This is a genomic window from Paenibacillus sp. Y412MC10, from assembly GCF_000024685.1.
In the GTDB taxonomy this organism is placed as follows: domain Bacteria; phylum Bacillota; class Bacilli; order Paenibacillales; family Paenibacillaceae; genus Paenibacillus_AQ; species Paenibacillus_AQ lautus_A.
The window spans coordinates 4,509,861-4,536,280 of the sequence record NC_013406.1 but is presented as its reverse complement, the minus strand read 5'-3'; the positions used below and the strand labels follow the sequence as shown (position 1 = coordinate 4,536,280).

General features: G+C 52.7%; 23 protein-coding genes. 19 read left to right on the top strand and 4 right to left on the bottom strand.

Features of this window, described 5'->3' with window-relative positions; genetic code table 11:
- Positions 1–83 precede the first annotated feature (83 nt).
- Positions 84–1,916 (bottom strand): DUF2334 domain-containing protein, encoded by a 1,833-nt coding sequence (locus tag GYMC10_RS19580; RefSeq protein ID WP_041622022.1) that lies wholly within the window; start codon positions 1,914–1,916, stop codon positions 84–86.
- Between the two features lie 177 nt (positions 1,917–2,093).
- Between GYMC10_RS19580 and GYMC10_RS19575 the strand changes: the two genes are divergently transcribed.
- The 3 genes from GYMC10_RS19575 to GYMC10_RS19565 all read left to right on the top strand — a co-directional run bounded on the left by GYMC10_RS19575 (position 2,094) and on the right by GYMC10_RS19565 (position 4,254).
- The gene (locus GYMC10_RS19575) at positions 2,094–2,621 is read left to right on the top strand and encodes a GNAT family N-acetyltransferase (RefSeq protein ID WP_015736151.1); all 528 of its coding nucleotides are present in this window, start codon (positions 2,094–2,096) and stop codon (positions 2,619–2,621) included.
- Positions 2,622–2,726: 105 nt separating this feature from the next.
- Positions 2,727–3,812, top strand: a complete 1,086-nt coding sequence (locus GYMC10_RS19570; protein ID WP_015736150.1) for a redoxin domain-containing protein — start codon at positions 2,727–2,729, stop codon at positions 3,810–3,812.
- Between the two features lie 100 nt (positions 3,813–3,912).
- Positions 3,913–4,254, top strand: coding sequence for a hypothetical protein (locus GYMC10_RS19565; RefSeq protein WP_009593131.1), 342 nt, complete (start codon positions 3,913–3,915; stop codon positions 4,252–4,254).
- An 89-nt stretch (positions 4,255–4,343) separates the two neighbouring features.
- Here GYMC10_RS19565 and GYMC10_RS19560 read toward each other — a convergent pair whose 3' ends face one another.
- Positions 4,344–5,237, bottom strand: coding sequence for a hypothetical protein (locus GYMC10_RS19560; protein WP_015736148.1), 894 nt, complete (start codon positions 5,235–5,237; stop codon positions 4,344–4,346).
- Positions 5,238–5,593: 356 nt separating this feature from the next.
- Here GYMC10_RS19560 and GYMC10_RS19555 point away from each other — a divergent pair, with 356 nt between their 5' ends.
- The 10 genes from GYMC10_RS19555 to GYMC10_RS19510 all read left to right on the top strand — a co-directional run bounded on the left by GYMC10_RS19555 (position 5,594) and on the right by GYMC10_RS19510 (position 16,063).
- Positions 5,594–6,439 (top strand): WXG100 family type VII secretion target, encoded by an 846-nt coding sequence (locus GYMC10_RS19555; protein ID WP_015736147.1) that lies wholly within the window; start codon positions 5,594–5,596, stop codon positions 6,437–6,439.
- Positions 6,440–6,456: 17 nt separating this feature from the next.
- Positions 6,457–6,657 (top strand): hypothetical protein, encoded by a 201-nt coding sequence (locus GYMC10_RS19550; RefSeq protein WP_015736146.1) that lies wholly within the window; start codon positions 6,457–6,459, stop codon positions 6,655–6,657.
- 5 nt (positions 6,658–6,662) lie between these two features.
- A complete protein-coding gene (locus GYMC10_RS19545; protein WP_015736145.1) occupies positions 6,663–6,989 on the top strand; it encodes a DUF4176 domain-containing protein in 327 nt (108 codons plus the stop codon).
- A 201-nt stretch (positions 6,990–7,190) separates the two neighbouring features.
- On the top strand, positions 7,191–9,260 hold the full coding sequence (locus GYMC10_RS19540; protein ID WP_015736144.1) for a bifunctional rhamnulose-1-phosphate aldolase/short-chain dehydrogenase: 2,070 nt from the start codon (positions 7,191–7,193) through the stop codon (positions 9,258–9,260).
- A 108-nt stretch (positions 9,261–9,368) separates the two neighbouring features.
- Positions 9,369–10,634 carry an L-rhamnose isomerase gene (gene rhaA / locus GYMC10_RS19535; RefSeq protein WP_015736143.1) on the top strand — a complete coding sequence of 422 codons (1,266 nt, stop codon included), beginning with the start codon at positions 9,369–9,371 and terminating at the stop codon, positions 10,632–10,634.
- Positions 10,635–10,705: 71 nt separating this feature from the next.
- The gene (locus tag GYMC10_RS19530) at positions 10,706–12,175 is read left to right on the top strand and encodes a rhamnulokinase (protein ID WP_015736142.1); all 1,470 of its coding nucleotides are present in this window, start codon (positions 10,706–10,708) and stop codon (positions 12,173–12,175) included.
- A gap of 30 nt (positions 12,176–12,205) precedes the next feature.
- Entirely contained in the window at positions 12,206–12,982 is a 777-nt protein-coding gene (locus tag GYMC10_RS19525) for a DeoR/GlpR family DNA-binding transcription regulator (protein ID WP_041622223.1), read from the top strand.
- A 103-nt stretch (positions 12,983–13,085) separates the two neighbouring features.
- The gene (locus GYMC10_RS19520; protein WP_041622021.1) at positions 13,086–13,823 is read left to right on the top strand and encodes a (Fe-S)-binding protein; all 738 of its coding nucleotides are present in this window, start codon (positions 13,086–13,088) and stop codon (positions 13,821–13,823) included.
- Positions 13,810–15,330: a LutB/LldF family L-lactate oxidation iron-sulfur protein gene (locus GYMC10_RS19515; RefSeq protein WP_015736139.1), complete on the top strand. Its 1,521-nt coding sequence runs from the start codon at positions 13,810–13,812 to the stop codon at positions 15,328–15,330. The genes GYMC10_RS19520 and GYMC10_RS19515 overlap by 14 nt, the downstream gene beginning before the upstream one ends.
- Positions 15,323–16,063: a lactate utilization protein C gene (locus tag GYMC10_RS19510; protein WP_015736138.1), complete on the top strand. Its 741-nt coding sequence runs from the start codon at positions 15,323–15,325 to the stop codon at positions 16,061–16,063. The genes GYMC10_RS19515 and GYMC10_RS19510 overlap by 8 nt, the downstream gene beginning before the upstream one ends.
- Before the next feature lie 190 nt (positions 16,064–16,253).
- Here GYMC10_RS19510 and GYMC10_RS19505 read toward each other — a convergent pair whose 3' ends face one another.
- Positions 16,254–17,108: an SDR family oxidoreductase gene (locus GYMC10_RS19505; RefSeq protein WP_015736137.1), complete on the bottom strand. Its 855-nt coding sequence runs from the start codon at positions 17,106–17,108 to the stop codon at positions 16,254–16,256.
- A gap of 361 nt (positions 17,109–17,469) precedes the next feature.
- On the opposite strand from GYMC10_RS19505, the gene GYMC10_RS19500 reads away from it, so the two are divergent.
- Both GYMC10_RS19500 and GYMC10_RS19495 read left to right on the top strand, forming a co-directional pair.
- On the top strand, positions 17,470–18,978 hold the full coding sequence (locus GYMC10_RS19500; RefSeq protein WP_015736135.1) for a UDP-N-acetylmuramoyl-L-alanyl-D-glutamate--2,6-diaminopimelate ligase: 1,509 nt from the start codon (positions 17,470–17,472) through the stop codon (positions 18,976–18,978).
- A 22-nt stretch (positions 18,979–19,000) separates the two neighbouring features.
- Positions 19,001–20,089, top strand: a complete 1,089-nt coding sequence (locus GYMC10_RS19495) for a PQQ-dependent sugar dehydrogenase (RefSeq protein ID WP_015736134.1) — start codon at positions 19,001–19,003, stop codon at positions 20,087–20,089.
- Between the two features lie 223 nt (positions 20,090–20,312).
- On the opposite strand, the gene GYMC10_RS19490 is transcribed toward GYMC10_RS19495, so the two are convergent.
- Positions 20,313–20,960, bottom strand: a complete 648-nt coding sequence (locus GYMC10_RS19490) for a helix-turn-helix transcriptional regulator (protein WP_009592087.1) — start codon at positions 20,958–20,960, stop codon at positions 20,313–20,315.
- Between the two features lie 292 nt (positions 20,961–21,252).
- Here GYMC10_RS19490 and GYMC10_RS19485 point away from each other — a divergent pair, with 292 nt between their 5' ends.
- From GYMC10_RS19485 to GYMC10_RS19465, 4 genes are all read left to right on the top strand, one after another.
- Positions 21,253–21,489, top strand: coding sequence for an indolepyruvate ferredoxin oxidoreductase subunit alpha (locus GYMC10_RS19485; protein WP_015736133.1), 237 nt, complete (start codon positions 21,253–21,255; stop codon positions 21,487–21,489).
- 985 nt (positions 21,490–22,474) lie between these two features.
- Positions 22,475–23,635: an ROK family transcriptional regulator gene (locus GYMC10_RS19475; RefSeq protein WP_015736132.1), complete on the top strand. Its 1,161-nt coding sequence runs from the start codon at positions 22,475–22,477 to the stop codon at positions 23,633–23,635.
- A gap of 28 nt (positions 23,636–23,663) precedes the next feature.
- Positions 23,664–24,668, top strand: coding sequence for an asparaginase (locus GYMC10_RS19470; protein ID WP_015736131.1), 1,005 nt, complete (start codon positions 23,664–23,666; stop codon positions 24,666–24,668).
- A 94-nt stretch (positions 24,669–24,762) separates the two neighbouring features.
- On the top strand, positions 24,763–26,352 hold the full coding sequence (locus tag GYMC10_RS19465) for a glutathione ABC transporter substrate-binding protein (RefSeq protein ID WP_015736130.1): 1,590 nt from the start codon (positions 24,763–24,765) through the stop codon (positions 26,350–26,352).
- The last annotated feature ends 68 nt before the right edge of the window (positions 26,353–26,420 follow it).

The window sequence follows — 26,420 nt, the reverse complement described above, 5'->3', positions numbered from 1 at the left end:
TTCCTCCAAACATAGGAATAAGGATTGAAATAATAACTTAACGGAACACACCGCATAGGTTTGAATAGAAGTATAACATGTCCTTATCCCATTGTCCGGTCCCTCGCATTGATGGCGGCGTCCAGGGTTCCGCCGTGCCGATTCGGTGACCATGCCAGCAGACTGACGCGGCTGTTGCCCGATAGATCAGCAAGGAAAGGCGTCGTCTGTTCTCCGGCAGCCCATGGCCCAAAACATTCTTCCTGCCGCCCGAAGGCCGTTCCCGAGCTGTACAGGATGAACCACTTCCCTGAAGCAGGTTGAACGAGAACCAAATCTTCCAGCCCGTCTCCATCGACATCCCCTAACACCACGGACAGGGGCGAACCCAACGGATCCTTGGCGGAATACCAAACGCCGGCATTCCGAAGCCGTGTACCGCTGCTTAGCCAGACCTGACATGCTCCGGAGGCGGAGTTCCACACCACCAGATCATCCAGGCCATCGCCATTTACATCTCCGATGCACGGTATCATATCATTGCTCTGTAAGGAAACCTCATGCTGAATAAGGGGAGGAGAAAAGCTCCCCCCGGAACTGTAAGCGATGGCGGCTTTACCGGTGACGTCATCCCATAGAAATAAATCATCTCTGCCGTCCCCGTCAAAATCTCCCGTTAAGGATTTCCAATTCAGGGCTCCCGGCTCGGACAGCCAAATCCCCTCAGGTGCCAAACGACTGCTGTCGGCACCCAAGGCAACATGGCATATCCCAAGCTCTGCATGCCATACTGCCGCATCGATAAAGCCGTCGCCGTCGAAATCGCCTGTCATTGCGGTGCCGCTAGGGGATGGCGGCCAGTCGGCCAATAGCGGACGTATCGAATGTATGCCATTATGGATTCTTAGGGGAGACCGGATCCGAAGATCCATGGCGTACCAAATGTTGCTGGCCTCGTCCCGAATGATCCATCGGTTCGGGAGCTTGTTTCTTTTGGCGTGCAGAAACTTGGGATGCTTCAAACTCAACCTGTCCGACAGCCGGGTTTCCCTGAAATCCGGTATGAAGGGGAGGATGGAGGTTAAGGATACAAACGATTTACGCTCCCTCTCGAAGAACCGAAGGATCCTTCTGAGCGGCGAGTGTTGGTCATAATGCACGGTGCCGTCATCAAGGAATCGGATATATGGAAATTCAAGATAAGGGTGGTAAAAGAACGAGGCCAGTTCGCGCTCACCCGTGAAATCCTTTAAAGTCTGTTCCATGCGAGCAACTTCGGCTTCGATGTTATGGCCTGAAACATAATAAAGCGGCGTGGGAACATAGATCGTTCCGTTCGTCAACGGATCGTCCGGGTTGTGCCGGAGCACGGCTGTCTTCGCATTCGGTTCGTCCGGCGGAGATTCGTACAGGACCCCGTTGCAGATCTCGATGATCTGCCGCTGAACCGGCGATGCGGCATAATGCGGCGTCTCGAACCAGGCCGCGGCAAAGCCCGCCGTTTGGAACGCTTGATGCCCCAGCTGAACCCGGCGATAGGCATAGGATTGCTGCAGCTGCAGGAGTGAAGCCACAGCCTCGGGGAGATCATCCGGCGGACAATCGGCGATGCATTCCGAATATGCAAATTCGAATCCGTCACCGCTTACCGATCCCTCGTACTGATGCGTATATCCATGAATGCCAAGCGAGGCGCCGAGCGCTGCCATCGTGCGGAGCAGCCGCACAAACCGAAGGGAAGCTTCATCCTGCAGGTCGGCTATCGAACGGTCCGTATGTTGCGCCGGATCAACGTATCGGGGAATTACGGCCAGATGAAAGGGGATTTGCAGCTGGTGCAGGAATCTTGCGATGACAAGCAGCTTCGCTTGTTGTTCTTCCGTCCCGTACCATCCGCCAGGTCCGATGTCTTCAAGCCGTATCAGTGCTTTATTCATGTACAGGCCCTCCTTTCATGGGCATCCTTAGTGTCATCGCGAAATCCCGATATATTTTATTTATGCCGTGCGTGGGCTTAGCGTCATCATGGATGAAGCAATCATGAAAAAAGAGGATCTTCGGGCCTCTCCGCGAATACCAGAGATCAAGTGAGGAACAGGAGGAAGTGGAAGACCATGCAGATTCGAATTGCAAATGAGCAAGATGCCGAAGGCATTGCTAGCGTACATGTAAACAGCTGGAAAACGACGTACAGGGGGATCGTCGATGATGATTTTTTGCAAAAGCTTTCCGTTGCGGACCGCGTAGAAGGCTGGCGCAGGAAGCTTGCCAATATGCCCGAAGACGAACAGCTACTGGTTATTTCAGACGAACATGGCAAGGTTTACGGGTTTATGTCGTACGGGACGGAGCGAGAGCAGAAGATCTCCCATGAAGGAGAACTCTACGCGATCTATCTCTTGGAAGAAATTCAAGGGCAGGGATGGGGAAAACGGCTATTTGCCAGGTTGAAGGAATTTCTGCAAACGAGAGGATATCGTTCGTTGTCGGTTTGGGTGCTGGTAGGCAATAAAGCCGAGCAATTTTATAGATATATGGGCGCTCAAGAGCTGAAGCAAAAAGAGATTGTCATCGGGGGAAAAAGACATGCCGAATTGGCACTGCTTTGGAGTTCCCTTGACCAAATCCGCTCATCTTCCTGAAGGTCTTCGCTCGGTTTTACATTAATGAGAGAATCCACTATGATGGAGATATACCCCGGCGGGTAACTCGATTTTTGATTTTGCCGCACTATAGGAGGTTCGCATTTGAGTATTATTCCGATAGGTCCGTTGATGATCCGAGCCGATATGGTGATATTTCTGATCTGCGCCGCGGCCGGGTTCGCCGCACTTCGCATTCGTTTGCGCCAGATGCCGCAGCGGGAATGGATCCTGGACACCTATTTATCCGTCATCATCATAGGTTTTCTCTCATGGAAATTCGGGATGCTGGTATTCGATCCGATCCGCACCCTCCAGCATCCGACCTCGCTGATCTACATGACGGGGGGAGTCAGGGGCATATGGCTGGGGGTTGTTCTCGCTATCGTCTGCACTGCACTTCGCTGGAACAGGAAGAGGGGGGAGTCTGGCCTGCTGCTGAAATCGGCGCTGTTATCGGCCTTTGCAAGCGGAACGGCAGGGTATCTCTTTCAATGGCTGTGGGCGGATGGTGCGAGTGTGACGCCTTTTTTATTCTATGCTCTGATGTTCGGCGTCTTGCTGACGGTCAGCTGGCTTCGCTTTCAGGCACCGCTGCCGCAATTCCTTACGCTGGGATTAGGAAAAAACAGGGCAGTCCTGGTCGTGATGGCAGCTCTCTTCGCGTGGGTCATTTATGACTTCACTTCGAACACGGCCAGCGAGCGGGAAGCAGCCGCACCGCCGCATCAAGAGGGAAGCCAGGAAATCGCAGCGGAAGGTTTGAAGCCTGGGCTTCGCGCGCCGGATTTCACGCTGACCGATTCAGAAGGCCGGGAGATCAAGCTGTCCGATTATCGCGGGCAAACCGTTCTCCTTAATTTTTGGGCCTCCTGGTGTCCCCCTTGCAAGGTCGAAATGCCTTATATGCAGGATTTTTACGAGAAACATCAGGATGAGGATGTTATCATACTGGCCGTCAATATGACCCACCTGGAAAAAAGCATGAGCGAGGTACAGTCTTTTGTTGAGAAGAACGGCATCACCTTTCCCGTCCTGTACGACCAGCATGGTGAGAACACCGGGCGGTACGAGGTGGTGGCTTATCCGACCACCTACGTCATTTCGCCTGGCGGCATCGTATCAGAACGGTTTCAAGGCGCGATCGACGAAGATATCATGGCCAGGGCTTACCGCAAGGCTAGCGATTAAGTAAGGTTAATGGCGGAATTTTGGTTGCGTGGACTTCTATCTCTGCCGCCTTCTCCCCAGGAGGAATATAATACACAAACGCTTGGGAGGGGGAGAAGGATTGCAGCCAATACCAATTTCGGCAGAAGGATGCAAAGGTTACGTCGGCAAAACCGTTTGCGCTGTCATGCATGATGGGAGGGAAGTCGTGGGGACGATTCGCGGTGTACATGATCGGGGTCTTGAACTCGAATTTGCGAACCCATCCGCATATATATTGTCCGCCAAAGGGAAAAAGGGCAGAAAATCTTCGAAGTCGACCAAAGGCGGTGCACAAACGTCCGCATTTGGACCGTACGGCTACGGCGGTTTTGGACCGTATGGAGGCTACGGTTTCGCAGGCAATGTGCTTGCTTGGGAAGCCATTGCCTTGTTGTTCCTCATTCCGTTTTTATTTATCTAAACCCACATCAGGATATGGATCAAGGCCAGCAGTTTTCGATGAGACAGTCGGGGAAGGTGCCCCATACTGTCTCTTTTTCTATGTCCATTTTATAAATTTCGCGTGGATTGGGTACGGTTGAAAGGTTCGGCGGATGCATCGGATTGACTGATCAGCCATATCACAGGGGTAAAGGCAACGAGAAAACAGCTGCCCGCCAGAATCGGCAGCAAGGACCATTCCGCCACGGAGTAACCGAGAAGCGTCTGCCATCCGATGGCGATCAGTCCGAATAAATAGGCGAGGCCGCTGATATGGATGATTATCGGTTTGACGGCAGCATTGACGGATTTTCTCATGGACAGCCAGGCCACCAAAGGAATGGCCTGCAGTGCATGAAACCCGAGTCCGTGCAGCCAAATGATATTGCCGCCGATCCCGGTGAAACGACCCGCGTTGATGGAAATCCAGATGCCTGCCGCAAAAGATACCAGCACCGCGATCATGGCATAACGGATGCCGAGACCAAGCTCCGGATGGGCCTCTATTACACGCTTGCGGAAATATTGAGCCCCCAGGATCAGGTAGAACACGATGAGCAGAAGCGCAACGGCAGGAAAAATCGTGGAGATGACATGATCGAAGGATGAACCGTTCCGAACGAACCTCGGATCGACGCCGCGGAAATGTTGTACGGTCTCGGCGAAGTAGGAGAACAACACTAGGGGAATGTAACAGCAGCGGTAGATCGATTGGCTTCGTGGCCGCATGCCGGAAACCGGTAGAACGCTTGCGGTTGATAGGATGAATATTCCCAGGGCCGCGTTGAAGGAAAAGGCTTTGGAGACATCTCCGTCCGGTGAGACAGGTCCGCCATGGAGCAGCACCCATACCCCGCAAATTCCGGCCAGCAAAAAGCCGAGCAGACTCGTCAGCATGAGCCATGTCTCCTGTTTATACAGCCGGTATGCCCCGCTGGCCGCTTCACGTGCAAGTCGGTTCATAATGAATACCCTCTTTCGGAAAGATGAATTGTTTCTAATGTACAAGAGAACGGGAGCTGCTTTAACGGGCTGGGGATGTAATGGGCACCGTACCCCGGGATGATTTCATGGCTGGGCTTAAGCCGGGGATGAGATGGCTGTTTCCGCATGGGGAATGAGGAGGTCAGTGCTTTTTTACTAGATCGGGACCTGATGAAAATGAATCCTTCGCTTGATTGTTCCTTTCCTGTATACCTACTAAAATTGAAAAATGTGGTTATTGCTTGGTAGATCGGTTTAATAGTTTATGGAATTGAAATTTGTTTGTAGACTGCCTGAAGAAGCAGGGCGGCGAGACAGAAGGGGCGTCCGTATTTATGTCCAATCGAATATTAGTTACACCCGAGCAGCTGGAGCAGGTATCCGCGCAATTTGCCCAATCAGGGCAACTTAGCGGCGATTTGGTGCAGCGGCTCCAGCGAAGCATTCACGAAATGGAAGGTCAGTGGGAAGGGATGACCCGCGAGCGGTTTTACGGGGATTATCAGCATGCCAGGACGACGATGCTCAAGTTTGTGGAGTGCTTGCAAACGATATCCGCCGAGCTGAAGCAAATTTCCGTCAAATTCCGTTCCACGGATGAAATGGTGAACGGTGCTGCAGCTGGAGGAGCCGCAGCAGGCGCGGGCATTATGGCCGGGGCGGCAACCGGAGCGGGAATCGCTGCGGCGGCAGGCGCTGCATCCAAGACTTCCGGCGTGGCCGCTAAATCCTCAAGCAACCCGCTGGACGCAGCGCTCAAAGGAGTAGAAGTGGAAGGCAGCGTAATCAAGCACGAAGAGAATGGACTTTATGCCAAAGCAATAACAGGCAGCGCGGGAGCGAGCTTATCCGAAGGAGCGCATGCCAGCGGGGCTGTTGTTGAAGCAGGCTATGCGAATGATCATGTCGAAGGATCGGTTAGCCTGGTGAAGGCCGAAGTCGAGGCGGCGGTCAAGGACGGTACGCTTAGCGTCGGAGCTGAGGCTACATTAAACAAATATGAGGGCGGCGTGAATATTCCGCTTCCTTGGACGGATAAAGAGCTGCACATCGGAGGTTCCGCTTCACTGGGCGTGCTCGGCGCATCCGCGGAGGTGGGCAAGAGCGGCTTGAAGTTCCACATCCCGTTGGGACCGGGAGCAAGCCTCGTCGGAGTCGGCGGAGCGATTACGGTAAAATAGAAGGGGGCGCACAGCCTATGGGCGACAGACAAAAACGGTTCAAATACATAATGGTGATTATTGCTATCGTCGGCGTTCTGGGCACGGTGATTCCGAATCTGCTGGACACGAGTTACGCGGCAGCGGAAAAAGCCGTCATCTGCCTATCCTTTCTCATTGGAGTACCGCTCGTAGTGTCGATTGTCTATTGGATCGGTAAAAAAATAATGAAGGGTTGATCAACATGGAACAGCATGAGCAAACGGAGCAGAAGCTGCTGCCAATCGGATCTGTAGTCAAGTTCAAGGATTGGGACCAGACGCTGATGATCTATGGCCGGATGCAGAACGACTCCAAGACGCTAAAGCGTTGGGATTACGTTGCCTGCTTCTATCCTCACGGAAATCTGACCGCGGATTCCAACATCTTTTTCAACCATAAGGACATCTCGGAAATCGTATTCACGGGTTACGTCAACGAGGATGAAATTGCATTCCGTGATGCATTGTTGGAAGGAATTGCAAAAGCGGATCAAATGGCGGCCGCGGGCTCCGGCACGGACCATTCATAAATCAAATATAGCAGCTCGGTTCGTAAAGCAGCTCTGACAAGAGCTGCTTTTTTGTTTGTACGGGATTTACATTGAAAACCAAACAAACAAATATAATATCTTTGTTTATTTTTGAAAATATACTATTCAAAAATAAACGGGCGTGTTAATATGGGAAACAAATGAAAGCAAATTCATATGGTCAATCGGAGGGGAAGCTTCATGGTTCAGAGCTTATGGGAACAATCAAAGGCACAGCAGGCACAAAATACATTGGATGAGCTTGTCTATCGCTCGAATTTGATTGGTGCCGACCGGCGCGTATGCAACTGGGGCGGCGGCAACACATCCAGTAAAACAACGATTCAGGATTTTCGCGGCAACGACGTCGAGGTAATGTACGTGAAAGGCAGCGGATCCGATCTGGCCACCATGAAAGCGGGCAATTTCACAGGCTTGCGCATGGAGGATATCCGGCCGCTGTTCGAACGAGATTCGATGTCGGATGAGGAAATGGTGGCATACCTGGGTCATTGCATGGTAGATGCGAAGCACCCGCGAGCATCCATAGAAACGCTGCTGCACGCGTTCTTGCCGTTTCGGCATGTGGATCATACGCATCCGGATGCCATTATCAGCTTGTGCTGCGCCCATAACGGCAAAGAATTAGCCCGGGAAATTTTCGGCGATCGATTTGTGTGGGTTCCATATGTCCGCCCTGGCTTTACGCTGTCGAAGATGATCGCGGAAGGGGTGCTGGCTAATCCGAACGCCGAGCTTGTGCTTATGGAGAAGCACGGCCTTGTAACCTGGGGCGACACCTCGGAAGCTTGTTACGCACAGACGATTCGCATCATAAGTGAAGCGGAAGCCTTCATTGAAGCCCGAGTGAACAACGACAAGCTGTTCGGCGGCCGGAAGCATGCGCCGCTTGCCGCGGAAATCCGCCGGAGCATCGCTGCGGAAGTGATGCCTGCCGTACGCGGAGCCGTCAGCGACGCGAAGAAAATGATCCTGTCCTTCGATGATCAAGACGATGTGCTGGACTTCGTCGGCGGCATCGATTCGCCGAAGCTGTCCCAAGTAGGCGCCGCTTGTCCGGATCATTTGGTTCATACCAAGGTTGTTCCCCTCTTCATCGATTGGACGCCGAACGCTGAAGATATCGAAGGCCTTAAGGCAAAGCTCATCGAGGGCATTGCGGCATACAAAGCGCAGTATCAAGCCTACTTTGAACGCAACCATCATGAAGGCGACGTCATGTTCGAAGCGGCTCCGCGCGTCATCCTGATTCCCGGAATCGGAATGATCAACACCGGCAAGAGCTGGGCGATGTCGCAAGTCAGCGGCGCCCTGTATCACCGGGCAATCGCGGTCATGCGCGGCGCAACGGCGCTCGGCGACTTCGTATCCCTGAGCGAGAACGAATCCTACAACGTGGAGTATTGGCCGCTGGAGCTGTATAAATTGAGCCTTGCACCGGCCGAAGCGGAGTTTTCGCGGCAGATTGCTTTTATCACCGGGGGAGCCGGGGGGATCGGCAGTGCCGCGGCGCGCAGGCTGGTAGCCGAAGGAGCCCATGTCGTGCTGGCGGACTTAAATCTCGAAGGCGCGCAGCAGGTTGCCGAGGAAATCAATGCAAAGTACGGGGAGAATCGGGCATTTGCTGTTAAAATGGACGTAACCGACGAAGAGGCCGTGCAGCGCGCCTATCGCGAAACCTCCGTAACTTATGGCGGTGTCGATATTATCGTGAACAATGCGGGCCTTGCAACGTCCAGCCCGTTTGACGAGACGTCTCTAAAGGAATGGAACCTGAACATGAACGTGCTGGGCACAGGTTATTTCCTCGTGGCCAGAGAAGCCTTCTCCTTGATGAAGGTACAGGGAATTGGCGGGAGCATGGTGTTTATCGGATCGAAGAACTCCGTTTATGCCGGAAAAAATGTGACCGCATACAGCTCCGCGAAAGCGCTCGAGGCGCATTTGGCCCGCTGCATCGCTGCCGAGGGCGGGGAATACGGCATCCGAGTGAATACGATCCTGCCTGACGCGATATTGCAAGGCTCTGCGATCTGGAACTCGAACTGGAGAAACGAGCGGGCTGCAGCCTACGGGATCGAACCGGATCAGCTGGAAGAGCACTATCGGAAACGCACGACACTGCTCGTGAACATCTACCCGCAGGACATTGCCGAAGGCATTGCTTACTTTGCTTCGTCCAAATCATCGAAGACGACCGGCTGCATGCTGACGATTGACGGGGGAGTGCCCGCAGCGTTTACTCGATAATCGAATGAATGAGTAACCAACCTAACGCAAGGTATCAAGATTTCTTATTAAGATGGGGCGCTGGGTTGATACAACCCGGCTGTCCTCATTCATATGGGAGGATATGCGATGAGGCAGGACGTTGCAAGGAACTTTGAGGAAGCTAAACAGCTCTATGGGCAGCATGGCATCGATGTGGACCAAATCTTGACGGAACTTGAGCGCATCAAAATCTCCATCCATTGCTGGCAGGGAGATGATGTGCGCGGATTCCTGTTCCGTGATCAGGACCTGTCCGGCGGCATTTCCGTGACCGGGGAATATCCCGGGGCAGCCGAAACGCCGGACCAGCTGAGGGCCGACCTGGAAAAAGCGTTATCGCTCATTCCCGGATCCCACAAAGTGAATCTCCACGCGATTTATGCGGATACCGACGAGTCCGTTGATTTGGATCAGCTGGAGCCGAGGCACTTCCAGTCCTGGGTGGATTGGGCCAAGGAGCAGGGGATCGGACTCGATTTTAATCCCACCTGCTTTTCCCACGACAAGTCGAAGGACGGGTTTACGTTGAGTCATGCCGACCCGGCGATCCGTCAATTTTGGATTGAGCATTGCAAGGCTTCGCGAAGAATCGGAGCTTATTTCGGAGAACAGCTGGGTCAGACCTGCGTGACGAATATTTGGGTTCCGGACGGTTACAAGGATATGCCGGTAGACCGAATGGCACCGAGACAGCGGCTGAAGGATTCGCTGGATGAGATTTTTGCCGAGGAGATCAATCCGGAATGGAATTTGGATGCCGTCGAGAGCAAGCTGTTCGGGCTCGGCTCCGAAGCCTACGTTGTGGGCTCGCACGAGTTCTACATGGGGTATGGCATTCGGAACAACAAGCTGATCTGCCTGGATGCGGGTCATTTTCACCCAACCGAGAGCATTGCCGGCAAACTGTCGTCGCTCGCCCTTTTCACCGATGGACTTCTCCTTCACGTCAGCCGGCCGATGCGCTGGGACAGCGACCATGTCGTCATCATGGACGATGAGCTGACCGAGATCGGACGCGAACTGGTGCGCAATCATCTGCTGGATGTTACCCATATCGGACTGGATTTCTTCGATGCCAGCATTAACCGCATCGCCGCGTGGGTTATCGGAACCCGCAATACGATCAAGGCGCTGCTGCGCGCCAAGCTTGAACCGGTCGATCGGCTGAAGCAGGCTGAACTTGAAGGCGATTACACGACCCGCCTGGCGTTGACCGAAGAGTTTAAATCCTATCCGTTCGGAGCGGTGTGGGATTACTACTGCGAACGTTTGGGAGTACCGGTCAGAGAAGAGTGGCTGTCCGAAGTGAAACAGTATGAACTGGACGTATTGCTGAAGCGTTCGCAGGCATGAGAAGAGATGGAATCGTCATCGGGTTCATGCCCGAACCGTTGATTATGATCTGACAAGGAGGCTGGGGAGCGTTGAGCGTTCTTGCATTTGATTTGGGAGCAAGCAGCGGCAGGGCGATGCTGGGCCAGCTGAACAGCCGCACCATCGGCGTGGAGGAAATTCACCGGTTCCCGAACGATCCCGTTCGAATCGGCGACCGCTTTCAATGGGATATCTTACGGATCTACCATGAGATGAAACAGGGCTTGCTCAAGCTGAAGGGGAAACATCGCTTGCCGTCGAGCATCGGCATTGATACCTGGGCGGTAGATTTCGGTCTCCTGGATCGGGGCGGGGAGCTGCTCATGAATCCGTATCATTATCGGGACACGCACACGGATGGCGTGATGGAACAGGTCTTCCGCGAGCTGACGCCTGGAGAAATTTTTGATCGGACCGGCATTCAATTTCTTTCGTTCAATACCATGTACCAGCTTGCTTCGCTCCAACGGAAGAAACCCTATCTGCTTCAAGAGGCTGAGCGATTCTTAATGATCCCCGATTTGCTGCGCTACTTCTTGACGGGCGAGATGGCGAACGAATTCACGAATGCGACCACGACGCAGCTGTATAACCCGCACTCGGCCAGCTGGGATGATCATCTATTGAATTCATTGAAGATCCCTCATGGGTTATTTCATCCTGTGGTTCAACCCGGTACCCATGTCGGGGGGTTAAGGCCTGCCGTAACCGAGGAACTGGGGCTTCCATCCATCCCGCTTTATGCGGTTGCAGAGCATGATACGGCTTCCGCCGTGGTTGCGGTTCCGGCATTGGAGCGGTCGTTCGCCTATTTGAGCTGCGGCACCTGGTCGTTGATGGGGACCGAGGTCGACCAGCCGGTCATTCATGAAAGGGCCCGCGAGCTGAACTTCACGAATGAAGGAGGCGCATACGGCACGTACCGGCTGCTCAAGAACATCATGGGGCTGTGGATCCTGCAGGAATGTCAGCGGACCTGGGGGCGGGAAGGGATGTCGTATTCGTATCCCGAATTGGTTCATATGGCGGAAGCGGCACCGGCATTTGCTTGCTTCATCGATCCAGACGATTCCATGTTCCTCCCTGCGGGTGACATGCCGAAACGGGTAAGGGAATATGCGGCCCGCACGAACCAGGGCGTTCCGCAGAACGATGGCGCGCTTGTGCGCTGCATTATGGAAAGCTTGGCCATGCAATACCGATATGTGCTGGAGTTGACCGAGGAATTGTCCGGACGGAAATTTCAGGGCTTGCATATGGTAGGCGGTGGCATTCATAATGAAACATTATGCCAGTGGACGGCGAACGCCATTGGGAAGCCGGTATGGGCGGGGCCTGCGGAAGGCAGCGCCATCGGCAATATGGCCGTACAGTTCATTGCGCAGGGTGAGCTGTCCGATATATGGGAAGCGCGCGCAGTCATTAGGGAATCCTTCCCGGTCAAGACCTACGAGCCGCAGGATGCTCCCTTATGGGAGGAAGCTTACGGGGTGTTCGGTCAGCGGACCGGGAAGAGATAGAATATACGAACAGTAAGGATGGGCGGTATGATGCTGGTTGCAGAACGATATGAGAAAATAGTACAGTTGGTCAACGAAAGAGGGAGCATCCGCGTCTCCGAGCTGAGTCAGCTCTGCGGCGTAACGGAGGAAACGATTCGCCGCGACCTTGACAGGCTGGAGCAAGCAGGGCGCCTGCGCCGTTCCCACGGGGGAGCGGTTAGCGTGAAGGATCAACCGGAAATTCAGCGGTCTCAGCCGGAAATACCGTATGCTGAACGGGAAATCATGCATGCGCTGGAGAAGCAGCGAATTGCGGAGGAAGCGGTCAAGCGAATCCATCCGAACGACCGCATCCTGCTGGATGCAAGCTCAACCGCGTGGTACATGGCCAAGATCATACCGGACATTCCGATTACCGTGCTGACGAATTCGATTAAGGTGGCCGCTGAGCTGAGCACCAAGGAGCGCGTTCAGGTCATCTCGACGGGCGGGATTCTGGCTCATCGCTCCTTGTCCTTCGTCGGTCCGCTGGCGGAGCGTTCGCTGGAAGCTTATTACGTGGATAAAGCCTTCCTCTCCTGCAAGGGCGTCCACATGGACCGGGGCTTGAGCGAATCCAATGAGCTGCAGGCGAGAATCAAGCAAAAAATGATCGGGATGACGGATGAGGCCATTCTGCTTGCCGATGCCAGCAAATTCGGCACGCAGGCTTTTGCGCAGGTCGCCGACCTCGCCGAAGTGAACCTGATCATCACCGACCGGAGATTGACGGAAGAGGAAGCGGCGCCTTATCGGGCGCTGGGTCTTCGAATCGAATCCGTATAAATCAAGTTGCTAGATCATATCAACATGGAATCCCCCCGTTCCGGGGGGTTCTTGCTAGAGGCCGACTCATCGGCCTATCCTGACGATTAGCGGGGTGAAGAGGTTGAAGATTTCATTGTTTGTCACTTGTCTCAGCGATGCCTTGTTCCCGCGGGTAGCTGAATCGATGGCAAGACTGTTCGCAAGGTACGGCGTGCAGCTGGAATTCCCGGAAATCCAGACCTGCTGCGGCCAACCTGCCTACAACAGCGGTTATTGGGAAGAGGCGCGCATTAGCGCCAGGACGATTTTGGACGCTTTTGACGACAGCGACTTTGTGGTGTCCCCTTCGGGGTCCTGCACGTATATGATTCATCATTATCCGGATTTGTTCAAGGACGATCCCGTTTACCTGGATAAAGCGAAAGCGCTTCAATCCAAATGCTATGAGTTTACGCAATTCCTCGTCGACGTGCTGGGCGTGACCGATGTTGGCGCCGTCTATCCGCGCAAGGTAACCTATCATCCTTCCTGCCACGGCAGCCGCCTTCTCGGGGTGAAGGACGAACCGATGAAACTGCTGAGTCACGTCAAAGGGCTGGAGCTCGTCCCTTTGCCGTTTGCCGAGGATTGCTGCGGGTTCGGGGGAACGTTTGCCGTGAAAATGGCGGATATTTCGGGCGCGATGGTAACGGAGAAAAGCGATCATGTGCTGGAAACCGAGGCGTCCGTGCTGGTCGGACTTGACATGGCCTGCCTCATGAACATTGCCGGCAATTTGCGACACCGGGGCGAGAAGGTTCAGGTCAAGCATTTGGCCGAGCTTTTGTACGAGGGGGTGAGCGTGCATGAGCACAGCTGAGACGAAAGCGCAGACGGTGAAGGAGCGTGCGGGTTACGCTCTGAACAATGAATTTCTGCGCAATGCGGTGAAGTTTACGACAGAACGGCTGCGGCTTGGTAAAAAGCTGGCGTCGGAGGAGCATGGGAACTGGGATGCGTGGAGGGAACGGGGGCGCCAGATCCGGCTCCATACCATTGCGCATTTGGATTATTATTTGAATGAGTTTGCCGAGCAGGCCAGGGCGAACGGAGCACATGTCCATTTTGCGGAGACGGCAGAAGAAGCGGTTGCGATCTCCCTGCAGATTGCGGAGCATAAGTCGGCCAAATCCGTCGTCAAATCGAAATCGATGGTGTCCGAGGAGCTGCACCTGAACAAGGCACTGGATTCCATCGGGGTGGAGGCCGTGGAAACGGATCTCGGCGAGTACATCATTCAGCTTGCGGATGAAACGCCTTCCCATATTATAATTCCCGCCATCCACAAAAACCGTTATCAGATCGCAGAGCTGCTGTCCGCGGAGGCGGGCGAAGCGCTGCCGCCGGATACGGCGATTATGGCGGGTTTCGTCCGCATGAAACTGCGCGAGAAATTTCTCGAAGCGGACATTGGCATGACGGGCTGTAATTTTGCCATCGCGGAGACGGGGTCGATGGTCCTGTTCGAGAATGAAGGCAATGCCCGGATGGTGACCACCGTGCCGAAGACGCAGATCACCCTAATGGGCATGGAGCGGATTATTCCTTCATGGTCTGACCTCGAGGTAATGGCAACCTTGCTGCCGCGGTCCGCGACCGGCCAGAAACTGACGGTATACATGTCCGGCATCAGCGGGCCGAAGAGAGAGCTGGATGCCGATGGACCAGACGAAATGCATATTATCATAATTGATAACGGGCGCTCTCTCCAGCTCGGCGATCCGGAATTCCAGGAGCTGCTCAATTGCATACGATGTGGCGCCTGCCTGAATGCTTGTCCGGTATATCGCCATATTGGCGGGCACGCCTATGGAGGCACGTATAGCGGCCCAATCGGTGCCGTATTAACGCCGGCCTTGAACAAAAACGTCGCGGAATGGGACGATATCGCCAACGCATCCAGCCTGTGCGGCGCCTGTTATGAAGCATGCCCGGTCAAGATCCCGCTGCATGACATGCTGGTATCCTTGCGCCGCCGGAAGATTGAAGCCGGACGCGGCGATAAGCTGGAAGCGATGGGGATGAAAGGCTTCTCGGCGGTCATGGGTAATGCCAAGCGTTACCGCAGCGTGGTATCCCTCGGAAAATGGGGTCAGAAGCTGGTCGTGCGGGGCGGCGAGATCCGAACGAGAATCGGTCCTTTGAAGGGATGGAATTCGTACAGGGTGACCCCAAGCCTCCCCAAACATTCCTTCCGTGATCGATGGCCCGAAATGGAGCAGGATATTCGCAGAACCTCGGGGACCATGGATCCTGTAATCGCCGATCGGTTGAGCGAGCGGCTTCGCCAGCAGAAATCCGGAAAGGGGGAGAACGCGCATGACTAACGAAACCGATCGCGGCTGGTTAACCCGTTTAGAAGAACAATCCCGCAGGAAGCAGGAGTTGTTCATGGATGGGATCGCCGCGAAGCTGGGTAGAGATCGGATTCGCTCCGCTCCGGAGCACCCTTTCCGCGGTGCCCCGGATTTCTGGAAAGAATTTAATTGGTCGCTCGAGGAGAAAATTACGCAGTTTACCGCGAACTTTGAAGCAGCCGGAGGCCATGTGGTCAGACTGAGCCATCGCGATGAGGTCACCCGGTTTATCAGGGATAAAGCGATGGAGATGAGCGCAGCTACGATTCTTCGTCAGCAGGAGGACGCGCTGGATCGACTGGGCCTGGAAGAGAGTCTGCCGGATGCGCTGGTTCTCTCCTGGAACGAAGCGGCGGACACCGACTGGAAGGCAGTCGCTGCCAGAGCCGACTTCGGCGTTGTCATGGCCGATTACGCTGCGGCTTACACCGGTTCGATTACGGTGAAGTCCGCCCCGCATAAGGGCCGTTCGGTCAGCCTGCTGCCGACCGTGCTGATGGCTATTATTCCAGTCGAGCGAATGGTTACCCGATTAGGCGAGATTCTCGTTCAGTTCGATCAGGCCGGACGTGAGCAGCTGCCAGCAGGAATCCATTTCATATCGGGTCCGAGCCGTTCCGCCGATATCGAGAACGATCTGACGATTGGCGTTCACGGACCCGGCATCGTATATGCCTTGCTGGTAGATTCCTACGAAACATAATATTTAATCTTTAATGCAAGATGAGCCCCAAGCCGGGAGCAGTCCGTTGGATGCTCCCGGCTTGGGGCTCATTTAGATTATAGAGATACATACGTTTTCAGAGAAACTGAAAACTCGATTCACACCTATTCCTTCTTCCGTTTCCGTCTTCGGTGAAAGTAGATGGATAGCTGCTTTTCTTGCGTATATCCTATTTGCCTTTGCGCGTCAGCTCGGCCAGCCGATCCCACTGCTCATGGGTCACTTCCGATAAGTCGTTGAACTGCCCTGCCCCTTGCAGCCATTCGCCGCCGTCGATGGTGATCACGTCGCCATTAATATAGCCGGCATAATCGGAAATCAGATAGGCGGCGAGATTAGCCAATTCTTCTGGATCGCCAACGCGCTTGAGGGGGATGCGGTCGATCATTTTCTGTTCCAGTTCCGGCGTAGGGGATAATCTTGACCAGGCGCCTTCGGTTGGGAACGGACCCGGGGCGATGGCTACCTGGCGTATGCCGTACGGGGCCCATTCCACGGCCAAGGAACGTGTCAGCGCAAGCACGCCTGCTTTGGCAGCCGCGGACGGGACAACGTAGCCTGAGCCTGTTGAAGCGTACGTGGTGACAATGTTGAGCATCGTCCCGCCTTTGCCTTGCTCAATCCAGCGTTTGCCGACCTCCAGGGTGGCATAGAAGGTGCCGTGCAGGACGATGTTGAGCACGGCATCCACAGCCCGAGGAGAAAGGCGCTCCGTGGGGCTGATAAAGTTCCCGGCCGCATTGTTGACAAGCACATCAATGCCTCCGTAATGCTGCTCTGCCGCTTCAACAAGAGCCGAGATTTGCGCAGGGTCGCGAACATCGCAGCTTTTGTACCATACCTCGCAGCCCTTCTGCTTTAATTCCTCAGCGGTCTGCTGCAGCACTTCTTCCCGGCGTCCGCATATGGCGAGCTTTGCGCCCAGCAACGCGAATTTCTCTCCCATGGCGCGCCCCAGGCCCGTGGCGCCTCCCGTAATTAAAACGACTTTATGGCGAAGCAAATCGTCGGTGAACGGTCCCATCGAAAGATCCCCTTTCAGGCAGATATGGATTTTCAGATCCTTTGTCCGCGTTCTTTATAGAACAGGCTGCATACATCGTCATGCTTAATGCAACCGCTTACTTTCAGGGTAACATGGTTAGCGAATCCAGTCACCACTTTGTTAGATGTGATATGGCGTAAGCGCATAAAGTGAACTCCTCCAAAGAAATCGGGCCGTAGCAGAACAAAGTCCGCTAATTCAGTTTCAGAATGCCCTTGCTTGGTTAGGTTAATTAGAAATGCTGGTTAAAACGATACATAGTCGTAAATTCTACATCTTATACATCACACTGCCACCAGACCCTGGGATTATGATTACATCACGAGATGAGGAAGCTGACATGATTCTAAAATCACTGACGGAGCGGTTGATCCTTAAGACGATTACGGGCAGTCTTTCCGTGGATATCACGAACCTGGATACAGATTCAAGAGAAATCCGGCCAGGCGGCATGTTCGTCTGCGTTCCGGGATATCACGTGGACGGCCACGATTACGCCGAGCAGGCGATACGAAACGGGGCTGTAGCCATCGTGGCCGAGCGGGAGCTTTCGGGACTGTCTGAAAACGTAACACTGATAACCGTACCGGACACCAGAAGAATCCTGCCGATTCTCGCAAACGCTTTTTATGGCGATCCTACGCAGCGTTTGAAATTGATCGGGATTACCGGGACGAACGGCAAGACAACGACGACCCATATGGTAGATAAAATACTTAACGACGCCCGCCGCAAAACAGGGATCATCGGCACCTTGTATATGAAAATCGGAAATCATGCGGAGAAGACGCTGAATACAACGCCGGATACGATCCAACTTATGCGTTATTTTCATACGATGATCTCGCATGGCGGAGAATACGGTGTTCTGGAGGTATCTTCGCACGGATTGGATATGGGCAGGGTCCGCGGATGCGATTTTCAGACCGTCGTCTTCACGAATTTATCGCATGATCATCTGGATTTCCATAAGACAATGGAGAGCTATCGCAATACGAAGGAGCTGCTGTTCGCCCAACTGGGCAACAGTAACCGTGACATGCTGAAGAAGGCCGTCTTGAACGCTGACGATGATGCATCCTCTTATTACGCTAAACGCACATCCGCTCAGATCATAACCTATGGCATTCAGAATCAGGCGGATGTCCGGGCAACGCACATTCATCACACAAGGGAAGGCTGCGCCTTTCATGCAGAAACGCCTTGGGGAAGCAGCGAAGTTAATCTGAAGGTGCATGGAGCACACAACATTTACAACGCGCTGGCCGCCATGACGACCTGCCTGCTGGAAGGGATACCGCTGGAAGAAATCCGCGAAAGTTTGGGACAATTTGCAGGGGTTCATGGCCGGTTTCAAGAAATACAAACAGGACGCCGTTTTGGCGTGGTGGTCGATTATGCGCATAATCCGGACGGTCTTAAGGCAACCTTGCAATCCGCCAAGGCCATTACTTCAGGCAAAATGATATGCGTGATGGGCTGCCGGGGCGAGCGGGACCGATCGAAACGGCCGATCATGGCCGATATTGCATCTTCGTATGCGGATTATGTATTGTTCACGGCCGACAATCCGTTTTCGGAGGATCCGGAGCAGATCATGGCCGAGATGCTGGGCGGCTTAACTTCCCGCGAATCGGGAAACTGGGAGGTTGTCTTAGATCGCAAAGAAGCGATTCAACGCGCAGTGGAAATGGCCGGTGACGAGGACAGGATTATTATAACCGGACGAGGGCACGAAACCCGTTATGTTACGGGCAGCCGGATCGAATCGTTTAGCGATGAGGATATCGTGATGAGTTCTTTGCAGGGCATAGAGCAGGACATCCTGATGATGACACCGGAACCCTAAACAAACCTGGGAGGTGCTGGATTTGAAACGAAAGACGTTCGGCATGATGTTTACAGCAGCGCTGCTGCTACTTGCTGCTTGTACAAGCCAGTCGTCCCCTTCGGCGAACGAAGGAACGCAGGAGGAGAGGCGGGAAGCGACTCCGGATTCATCCTATCAGGTGCTTGCCGAGCAATTGAGAACGCCTTGGTCCATCGATTTTGACGGCGAGACAATTTATATCAGCGAGCGGGAAGGGAATATCGTTCAGATCAAGGACGGCACATTGAACAGACAATCGGTACATACCGAGAAGCCGGTTTCGCATCAAGGAGAAGGGGGATTTCTGGGTTTTGCATTAACTCCTGATTTTCAGGATTCCGGAAAAGCCTTCGCCTATCATACCTATGATCAGGGTGGAGCGCTCATGAACCGGCTGGTCCTGCTGGAGTTGAAGGGAAACCAATGGACAGAGTCCCAAGTCTTCCTTGAGTCCATTCCCGGCTCCAACGTCCATAATGGCGGCAGAATCGCGATTGGTCCCGACGAGATGCTCTATGTTACGACGGGAGATTCGGGCGAGGGTGAGCTTGCGCAAAATCAGGAGAACCTGGCAGGCAAAATATTGCGATTAACGCTGGACGGGAAAGTCCCAGCGGACAATCCGACGGCTGGTTCCTACGTCTATACGTTAGGGCATCGGAATTCGCAGGGCCTGGCCTGGAATTCGGATGGGGATTTCTACAGCTCGGAGCACGGGCCTTCCGGCACGCCGGGCGGACACGATGAGATTAATGAAATCACGGCTGGCAGCAACTACGGCTGGCCCGAAATTTATGGCGATGATACGTTGGAAGGCATGAAACTCCCGCTTTACCATAGCGGCGAAACGGCAATTGCTCCTTCCGGCATCGCTTTTGACGAGCAGGACCGCTTGTACGTGGCGACCCTTCGGGGACAGAAGCTGTACCGGTTCCAGCCGGAGAAAGACGCGCTCGAGACCGAACTGGAAGGCGAAGGCCGATTAAGAGACGTTAAAGTCCATAACGGCAAAACCTATGTCATTACCAACAATACCGATGGCCGGGGCGTGCCGTCCGATCAGGATGATCGACTGCTTGTACTGGAATAATTCCGAGAAACATACATGACTCGTGATTCAAGAGAATAGGATAGGACAAGTGCTATAAGAAAAACGTCTATCGACGTACTTTCTCAGAAGACAGACCGCATATAGCGGAGGTTTTTCTTGCGAGATAAGGTAGGTAAGCCTCTGAAGTTTATACTTTCTTATCTCTTAACAAAAAAAGGACTCCTTCCCGTATGGAAGGAGCCTGAAGTGGCAATAACAGATATTATGTTTGTTTGGCTTCAGCTTGCTTTCGGATCCGGTACACGCATTTCTTATCGCCTTTGGCAAGACATTCGGTACGTTCCACATCCGCTTCCAGCAAGGATTGAAACAGATCAAGCTCGCAGCGGCATGCATGCTGGTACCGGTTGGCTACCTGGGAAATCGGGCAGTTCAGTTCTTCAAGCACATATTCTTCATCCGTGACTTTTTGGTAATCCACCATATATCCGTTGTCATTTTGAATCTGGGCAAGTGCCGCAACCCGATCTTCGAGAGTTTCGGCTTTTACCGTCGGCGTGTACTTGTTTAGCAACGTGTCTTTGCGCTTGTCGAACAGTAAGGATATCATTTCGTCACCAGCTTCGTCCTGGAGCTCGTTAAGCAGATCGAGGGCAAGCGAATGATAGTTCTTAGGGAAAAAATCCTCTGCAGATTCGGTAAGACTGTATAGGGAGACGGGTCTTCCCATCGGCTGCTTCACGGTTCTGTACGTGATGTACCCTTCATTCTTCAAGCTCTCCAGATGGCGACGGACGGCCATGCCTGTAATGCCCAGTGCCTCGGTTATGGATTTCGTGCTGAGTTCACCATTTATTTTCAACATTTGCATGATATACTCGCGGGTGCTGTATGCAACTTCTTGATCCACTATAATCACCGCCTTGTTTCTCGATGAATGCTTTCTTTTGCAACAAAAAAGGTTAAAAAGCAATATGTCTCATCTTATGTCTTTACCTTCTATAAGTCAACCGGAATGGGCGTTTTCGAGGCTGTTCTCTCGCGGTTTGTTGACAACTGGCATGATTAACCACATAATTATGATATATTTTAGTATAAAAAGTATAGAAACCAAGCAATGGATGAGTAATGGGCTTTTTGTAATGATAGTGCGTCATAGAATTTAAAAGATTCTTATAACACTTGGGAAGGTGGAATCACGGATGTATGTTATCGGCTCAGCTTGTATCGAAGAGAAGGCGGGAGAATGCGTTGACGTTTGCCCTGTGGATTGTATAGAAGAAGGAGATGACCAGTTCTACATCGATACCGATATTTGCATCTCCTGCGGGGCTTGCGAAGCGGCTTGTCCGGTGGCGGCCATCTTCTATTTTGAGGATCTGCCGGAAGACCAGAAGCATTATTTCGATAAAGCGGTTGAATATTACAAAAACAAGTAGGGCGCTCGGGCGCTCCGGTTTGAGTCTATCCGCTCTGTTGTCCGTCCGTTTCCGGTAATGGATTAGGCAAGGTAGAAACGGACTCCCAAAGGATCGGCTATCGGGCGCTCCGGTTTAAGGCTATCCGCTCTGTTGTCCGTCCGTTTCCGGAATGAAATTAGACAGGGGAGAAACGAACTCCCAAAGGATCGGCTATCGGGCGCTCCGGTTTGAGTCTATCCGCTCTGTTGTCCGTCCGTTTCCGAAATGGAAATAGGCAAGGTAGAAACGGACTCCCAAAGGATCGGCTATCCTCAAACCTCCGCTGGTGGGAATGATTAAAAGACTAAAGATAAAGATAAGAAATTTAAGAGATTAAGAGATTAAGAGATTAAGAGATTAAGATTAAAGATAAGAGACTTAAAAGAGATCAATAGCGTGCAAAATAGAGCGACTTGAACTGCGTTCATGCTTCGATCTATACATAAGCCATCCGGGATATTCGAGGCCCCCTCGAATTAATTTCTCGGGTGGTTTAATTCGTTTTAGGCGGATGATGCAACGAAGTCCCTAGCGATCTGGGTGAATACTGAAAATATCATAATTTACTGCTCTTAAAGCCATTCGGGATGAAGAATGTTCCAATCATTCTTTTCTCGGGTGGCTTTATTGTTGGGGTGAAACGACGTTGTTACCTACATTTTAGGAGATTTTACGTCATGTTCATGTCATATTGTGCGTGATGGGAGGTCATATGTATGTATGCAGGAGATTGAATTTCTTTCGTAAAAAAGTGAAATGCTTACATTTCCAGAATCAAAAAAATATTTATTTAAATGTGTCATATATATTGACACTTTTACAAAACACGATTTATTATTAATATCACTGGAGAATAAAAATATTAAAACTGATATTAATCACTGTTTTTTGATGATTTCGGATCTTTTTACTTGGAAAATTGATCTAATTAATCTACTGGTGAAATTAAATAGGGGATGTCTTCATGAAAAAGCATGATCAAGACTTTATGAAGCGGCAGAACAGACTCACAGTATTTCAAATCATCAAGAATGAACAGCCGATTTCAAGAGCAGCCATAGCCAAACAGACGGGCATGAGTCCGACAACGGTCAGCCGGATCGTATCGGAGCTGACGGAGGAAGGATACGTTCACGAAACGGAAGAGCAGGCCTCGGCCGGCCGCGGAAGAAAGTCTTCCTTAATAAGGCTGCTGGATACGGCGGTCATCTCGATCGGCGTCGAGCTGGATCGCCATCAAGCGAATATCGGATTCATTGACGTTCAGGGTAACGTATTGTGCAGCGGAAGCTTTTCAAGATCATCCGATGAAACGGCAGATGTCACGGTGACCCGGATTGCGGAAACCATTGAAGAGCTGATCGCCGAATGCGATATCGACCGAAGACGGGTGGTCGGCATTGGCGTTGGACTGCCGGGCATCATCGATGTCGACGCCGGCATCGTCAATTTTTCGGTACAGCTGGGATGGAAGAATGTGGGGCTCGCCGAGAGGCTCAAGGAACTAACCGGGCTTCAAGCTGTCGTGGACAATGAGCTGAAGGTGAAGGCGTTGGCGGAGCAGCTCAAAGGTTCGGCCTACGGCTCCAACCGTACGGTGCTCCTGGGCTTCGGCAATGGCGTCGGATCGGCGCTCATTCTGGAGGGGGAGATTTACCGCGGGGTGACGAACAGCGCCGGGGAGATCGGTCACACGACCGTGGACCCAGAAGGCATGATGTGCGACTGCGGGAAAGCCGGATGCCTCCAAACGTATATCAATATACCGTCCTTGTTGTCGGAAGCCAGCAAAATCAAACCCGTCCGCACGATCGAGGAGCTGTTCGCGGAGAGGCGGGCCGGAACGCGCTGGGCAAGCTATTTGATCGATCGGGCCCTTGCCTATATGGCGATTACGATCAATAACGTCGTCAGCATGTACAATCCGGACAGCGTCATTTTGAGCGGCGAGTTTCTGGACAAGTTTCCCGAAGTATACGAAGAGATCACGGATCTGTGCTACTCGCAGTATATCTGGGAACCGCTTCAAGATTCCTTTTCGATTGTTCGCTCGGAGCTTCACGAGCATGGGGTCACCATCGGGTCGGGGCTTGTCGCACAGGATCGTTACTTTCAATTGAATTAATTCATCTGGAGATCGGGGGAGCATGAACATGGGATTTGTGCCATTGGTAGAGGAATATCGCGGGAACGTATTGGAGAATGTGCACTACGGCGCGATCAGCGTCGTAGACGAGAACGGAAAGGTTGTATACGCAGCGGGCGATCCGCATCATATGACCTTTCTGAGATCGGCGGCCAAGCCGTTCCAGGCAATTCCGGTAATGAAACGCCGGATTGACGAAGTGTACGGACTAACGGGGGAAGAAACGGCCTTGTTTGCCGCCTCCCATCGGGGCGAGCGATTCCACATTGATGCATTGGAATCCATTCTGAAGAAAACCGGCATTCGGGAAGAAGCGCTTCACTGCTGCGCAACTTATCCATTGAATGAGGATGCCAAGGCGCAGCGCCATCGCGATCATGAGGAGAAGCGCAGAATCTTCCATAACTGCTCCGGCAAGCACAGCGGCTTGATTGCCCTATGCAAGCATATGGGCTGGGACGAAAGCACGTATTACAAACCGGGGCATCCGGCTCAGCAAGAAATCCTCGAGACGCTGGCTTATTTCGCCGAGGTTCCGGTTTCCTCGATCCCGCAAGGCATTGACGGCTGCGGACTTCCCATCTTCGCGCTTCCCCTGGATCGTATCGGGTATTCCTTCCTCAAGCTGGCATGCCCGGATTTGATCGAGGATCCAGAGACTGCAGAAGCTGCAGCCAGAATGGCGAAGCTGATGAACGAGTATCCGGATATCATTGCAGACACCAAGTTTGTGTGCTCAGCTCTGCTCAGGGACCACAACCTGACAGCCAAGGGCGGCGCGAAGGGCGTGTACGGCATCGGTCTTCGGAAAGAACGCTTGGCGATCTCGCTCAAAGTATCCGACGGCTCCGAGCAAGTATGGCCGTGCATCATCGCTTCCATCCTGGAGCGTCTCGGCTACAGCGATCAGTCTACGATTGACCGGTTGTATGAGCTGGTTCCAAATGCCATTTTCAACGATGGGGGCACGCTTGTCGGTGAACGGCGCGCTGTGTACGAATGGAATGCTTAAACGGTGAGGAACTCAAAGCGGCAGGCAGGCTGTTACATGCCGAAGCGGCGAGTGAATCTATAGATATTCACTACATCAAAGGGGGAGTAAAACAATGAGATTCAAAGGTAGAACATGGTCACTGCTCATGCTGCTGCTCGCATTTACGATTGTTGCGGCAGGCTGCGGCGGAAACAGCGGAAGCGGCGAAGGGGCAAGTGAAGGCGGCGGCGAGAGCAAGCCGGTGACAAAAGATAACAAAGATGTTGTCATTGCGATTAACGCCAACTTCATCACGCTTGACCCTCACAATGCCGGAGACACGCACTCCATTTCCGGTGCTCGCACGATGTATGAAGGTTTGATGGGCTTCAACGAGAAAATGGAACTCGTTCCCGTGCTGGCTGAAGACTACAAGATCAGCGAAGACGGCCTGACGTACACATTCAATCTGCGCCAGAACGTCAAGTTCCATGATGGAACGGATTTCAATGCTGAAGCGGTAAAAGCCAATCTGGATCGCATCATGGATGAAAAGAACAACCTCAGAATGCGCAAGAGCTTCTCAACAGTAGCCGATGTTCAAACTCCGGATGAACACACCGTTGTCATCACCCTTAGCCAGCCGTATAACGCTTTCTTGAACAAGACGGCCATGGCGCTGATGATCAGCCCGAAGGCTCTTAAGGAAAGCGCCGACATCACGAAGAACCCAGTAGGTACGGCAGCTTACAAATTCAAGGAATGGATTCAAGGCGACCGCCTTGTCGTTGTGAAGAATGAAGATTACTGGCAAGAAGGACTTCCGAAGGTGGACAGCATTACGTTCAAACCGGTACCGGAGAACGGTTCCCGGATCGCGATGCTGAAAACGGGAGAAGCGGACTTCATTTATCCTATGCCGACAGAGCAAGTGTCCGAAGTAGAAGGCGATTCCAATATCGTCATCGATAAGACTGATTCTACGATCGTGCGTTATATCACGCTGAATACGATGAAGAAGCCTTACGACGATCTGAAGGTTCGTCAAGCCATCAACTATGCCATTGATAAAGATGCTTACATTAAAGTCGTTAAATCCGGACTGGGTTCGAAGCTGACTTCTTCCATGTCCTCCATGACCCAGCACTACTCCGAGCAATCCGGTTATGATTACGATCCGGAGAAAGCCAAAGCCCTTTTGGCTGAAGCAGGATATCCAGATGGATTCGAAGCTGAGATTTGGGGAGAGAATGATTCCGAAACGGTAAAAGGCATGCAGTTTATTCAGCAGCAGCTTGCCCTCGTCGGAATCAAAGCTGAACCGAAGTCGATGGAAGGTGCAACCCTGTCCGATCAGATTAACTCGGCTACGCCGGAAAACGCGAAAATTCAAATGTGGTACGTAAGCTGGTCTCCTTCGTCTGGCGATGCCGACGGCGCGACAAAAGGTCTGTTCAGCAGCGAGTTCTTCCCGCCAGCGGGTTCCAACACCGCTTACTACAAGAACGACAACGTTGACCAATGGATCAAAGATGCTAACGCATCCGTCAAAGCTGAAGATGCCAAAGAAATCTATGCAAACATCCAAAAACAAATCTGGGAAGATGCTCCTTGGGTATTCCTCGGAGTCGATCAGGTCATCACGGGCAAACGTGCTTACCTTGAAGGCGTGAAGGCCCTACCGGACGGATCGATCAGCGTGATCAACGCAGAAGTCAAATAATCAGGCAGCGAAGAGCTTGCTAAACGTATACCTTGTGGTGGGCCGCCTCTTGAATCAATAAGGAAGCG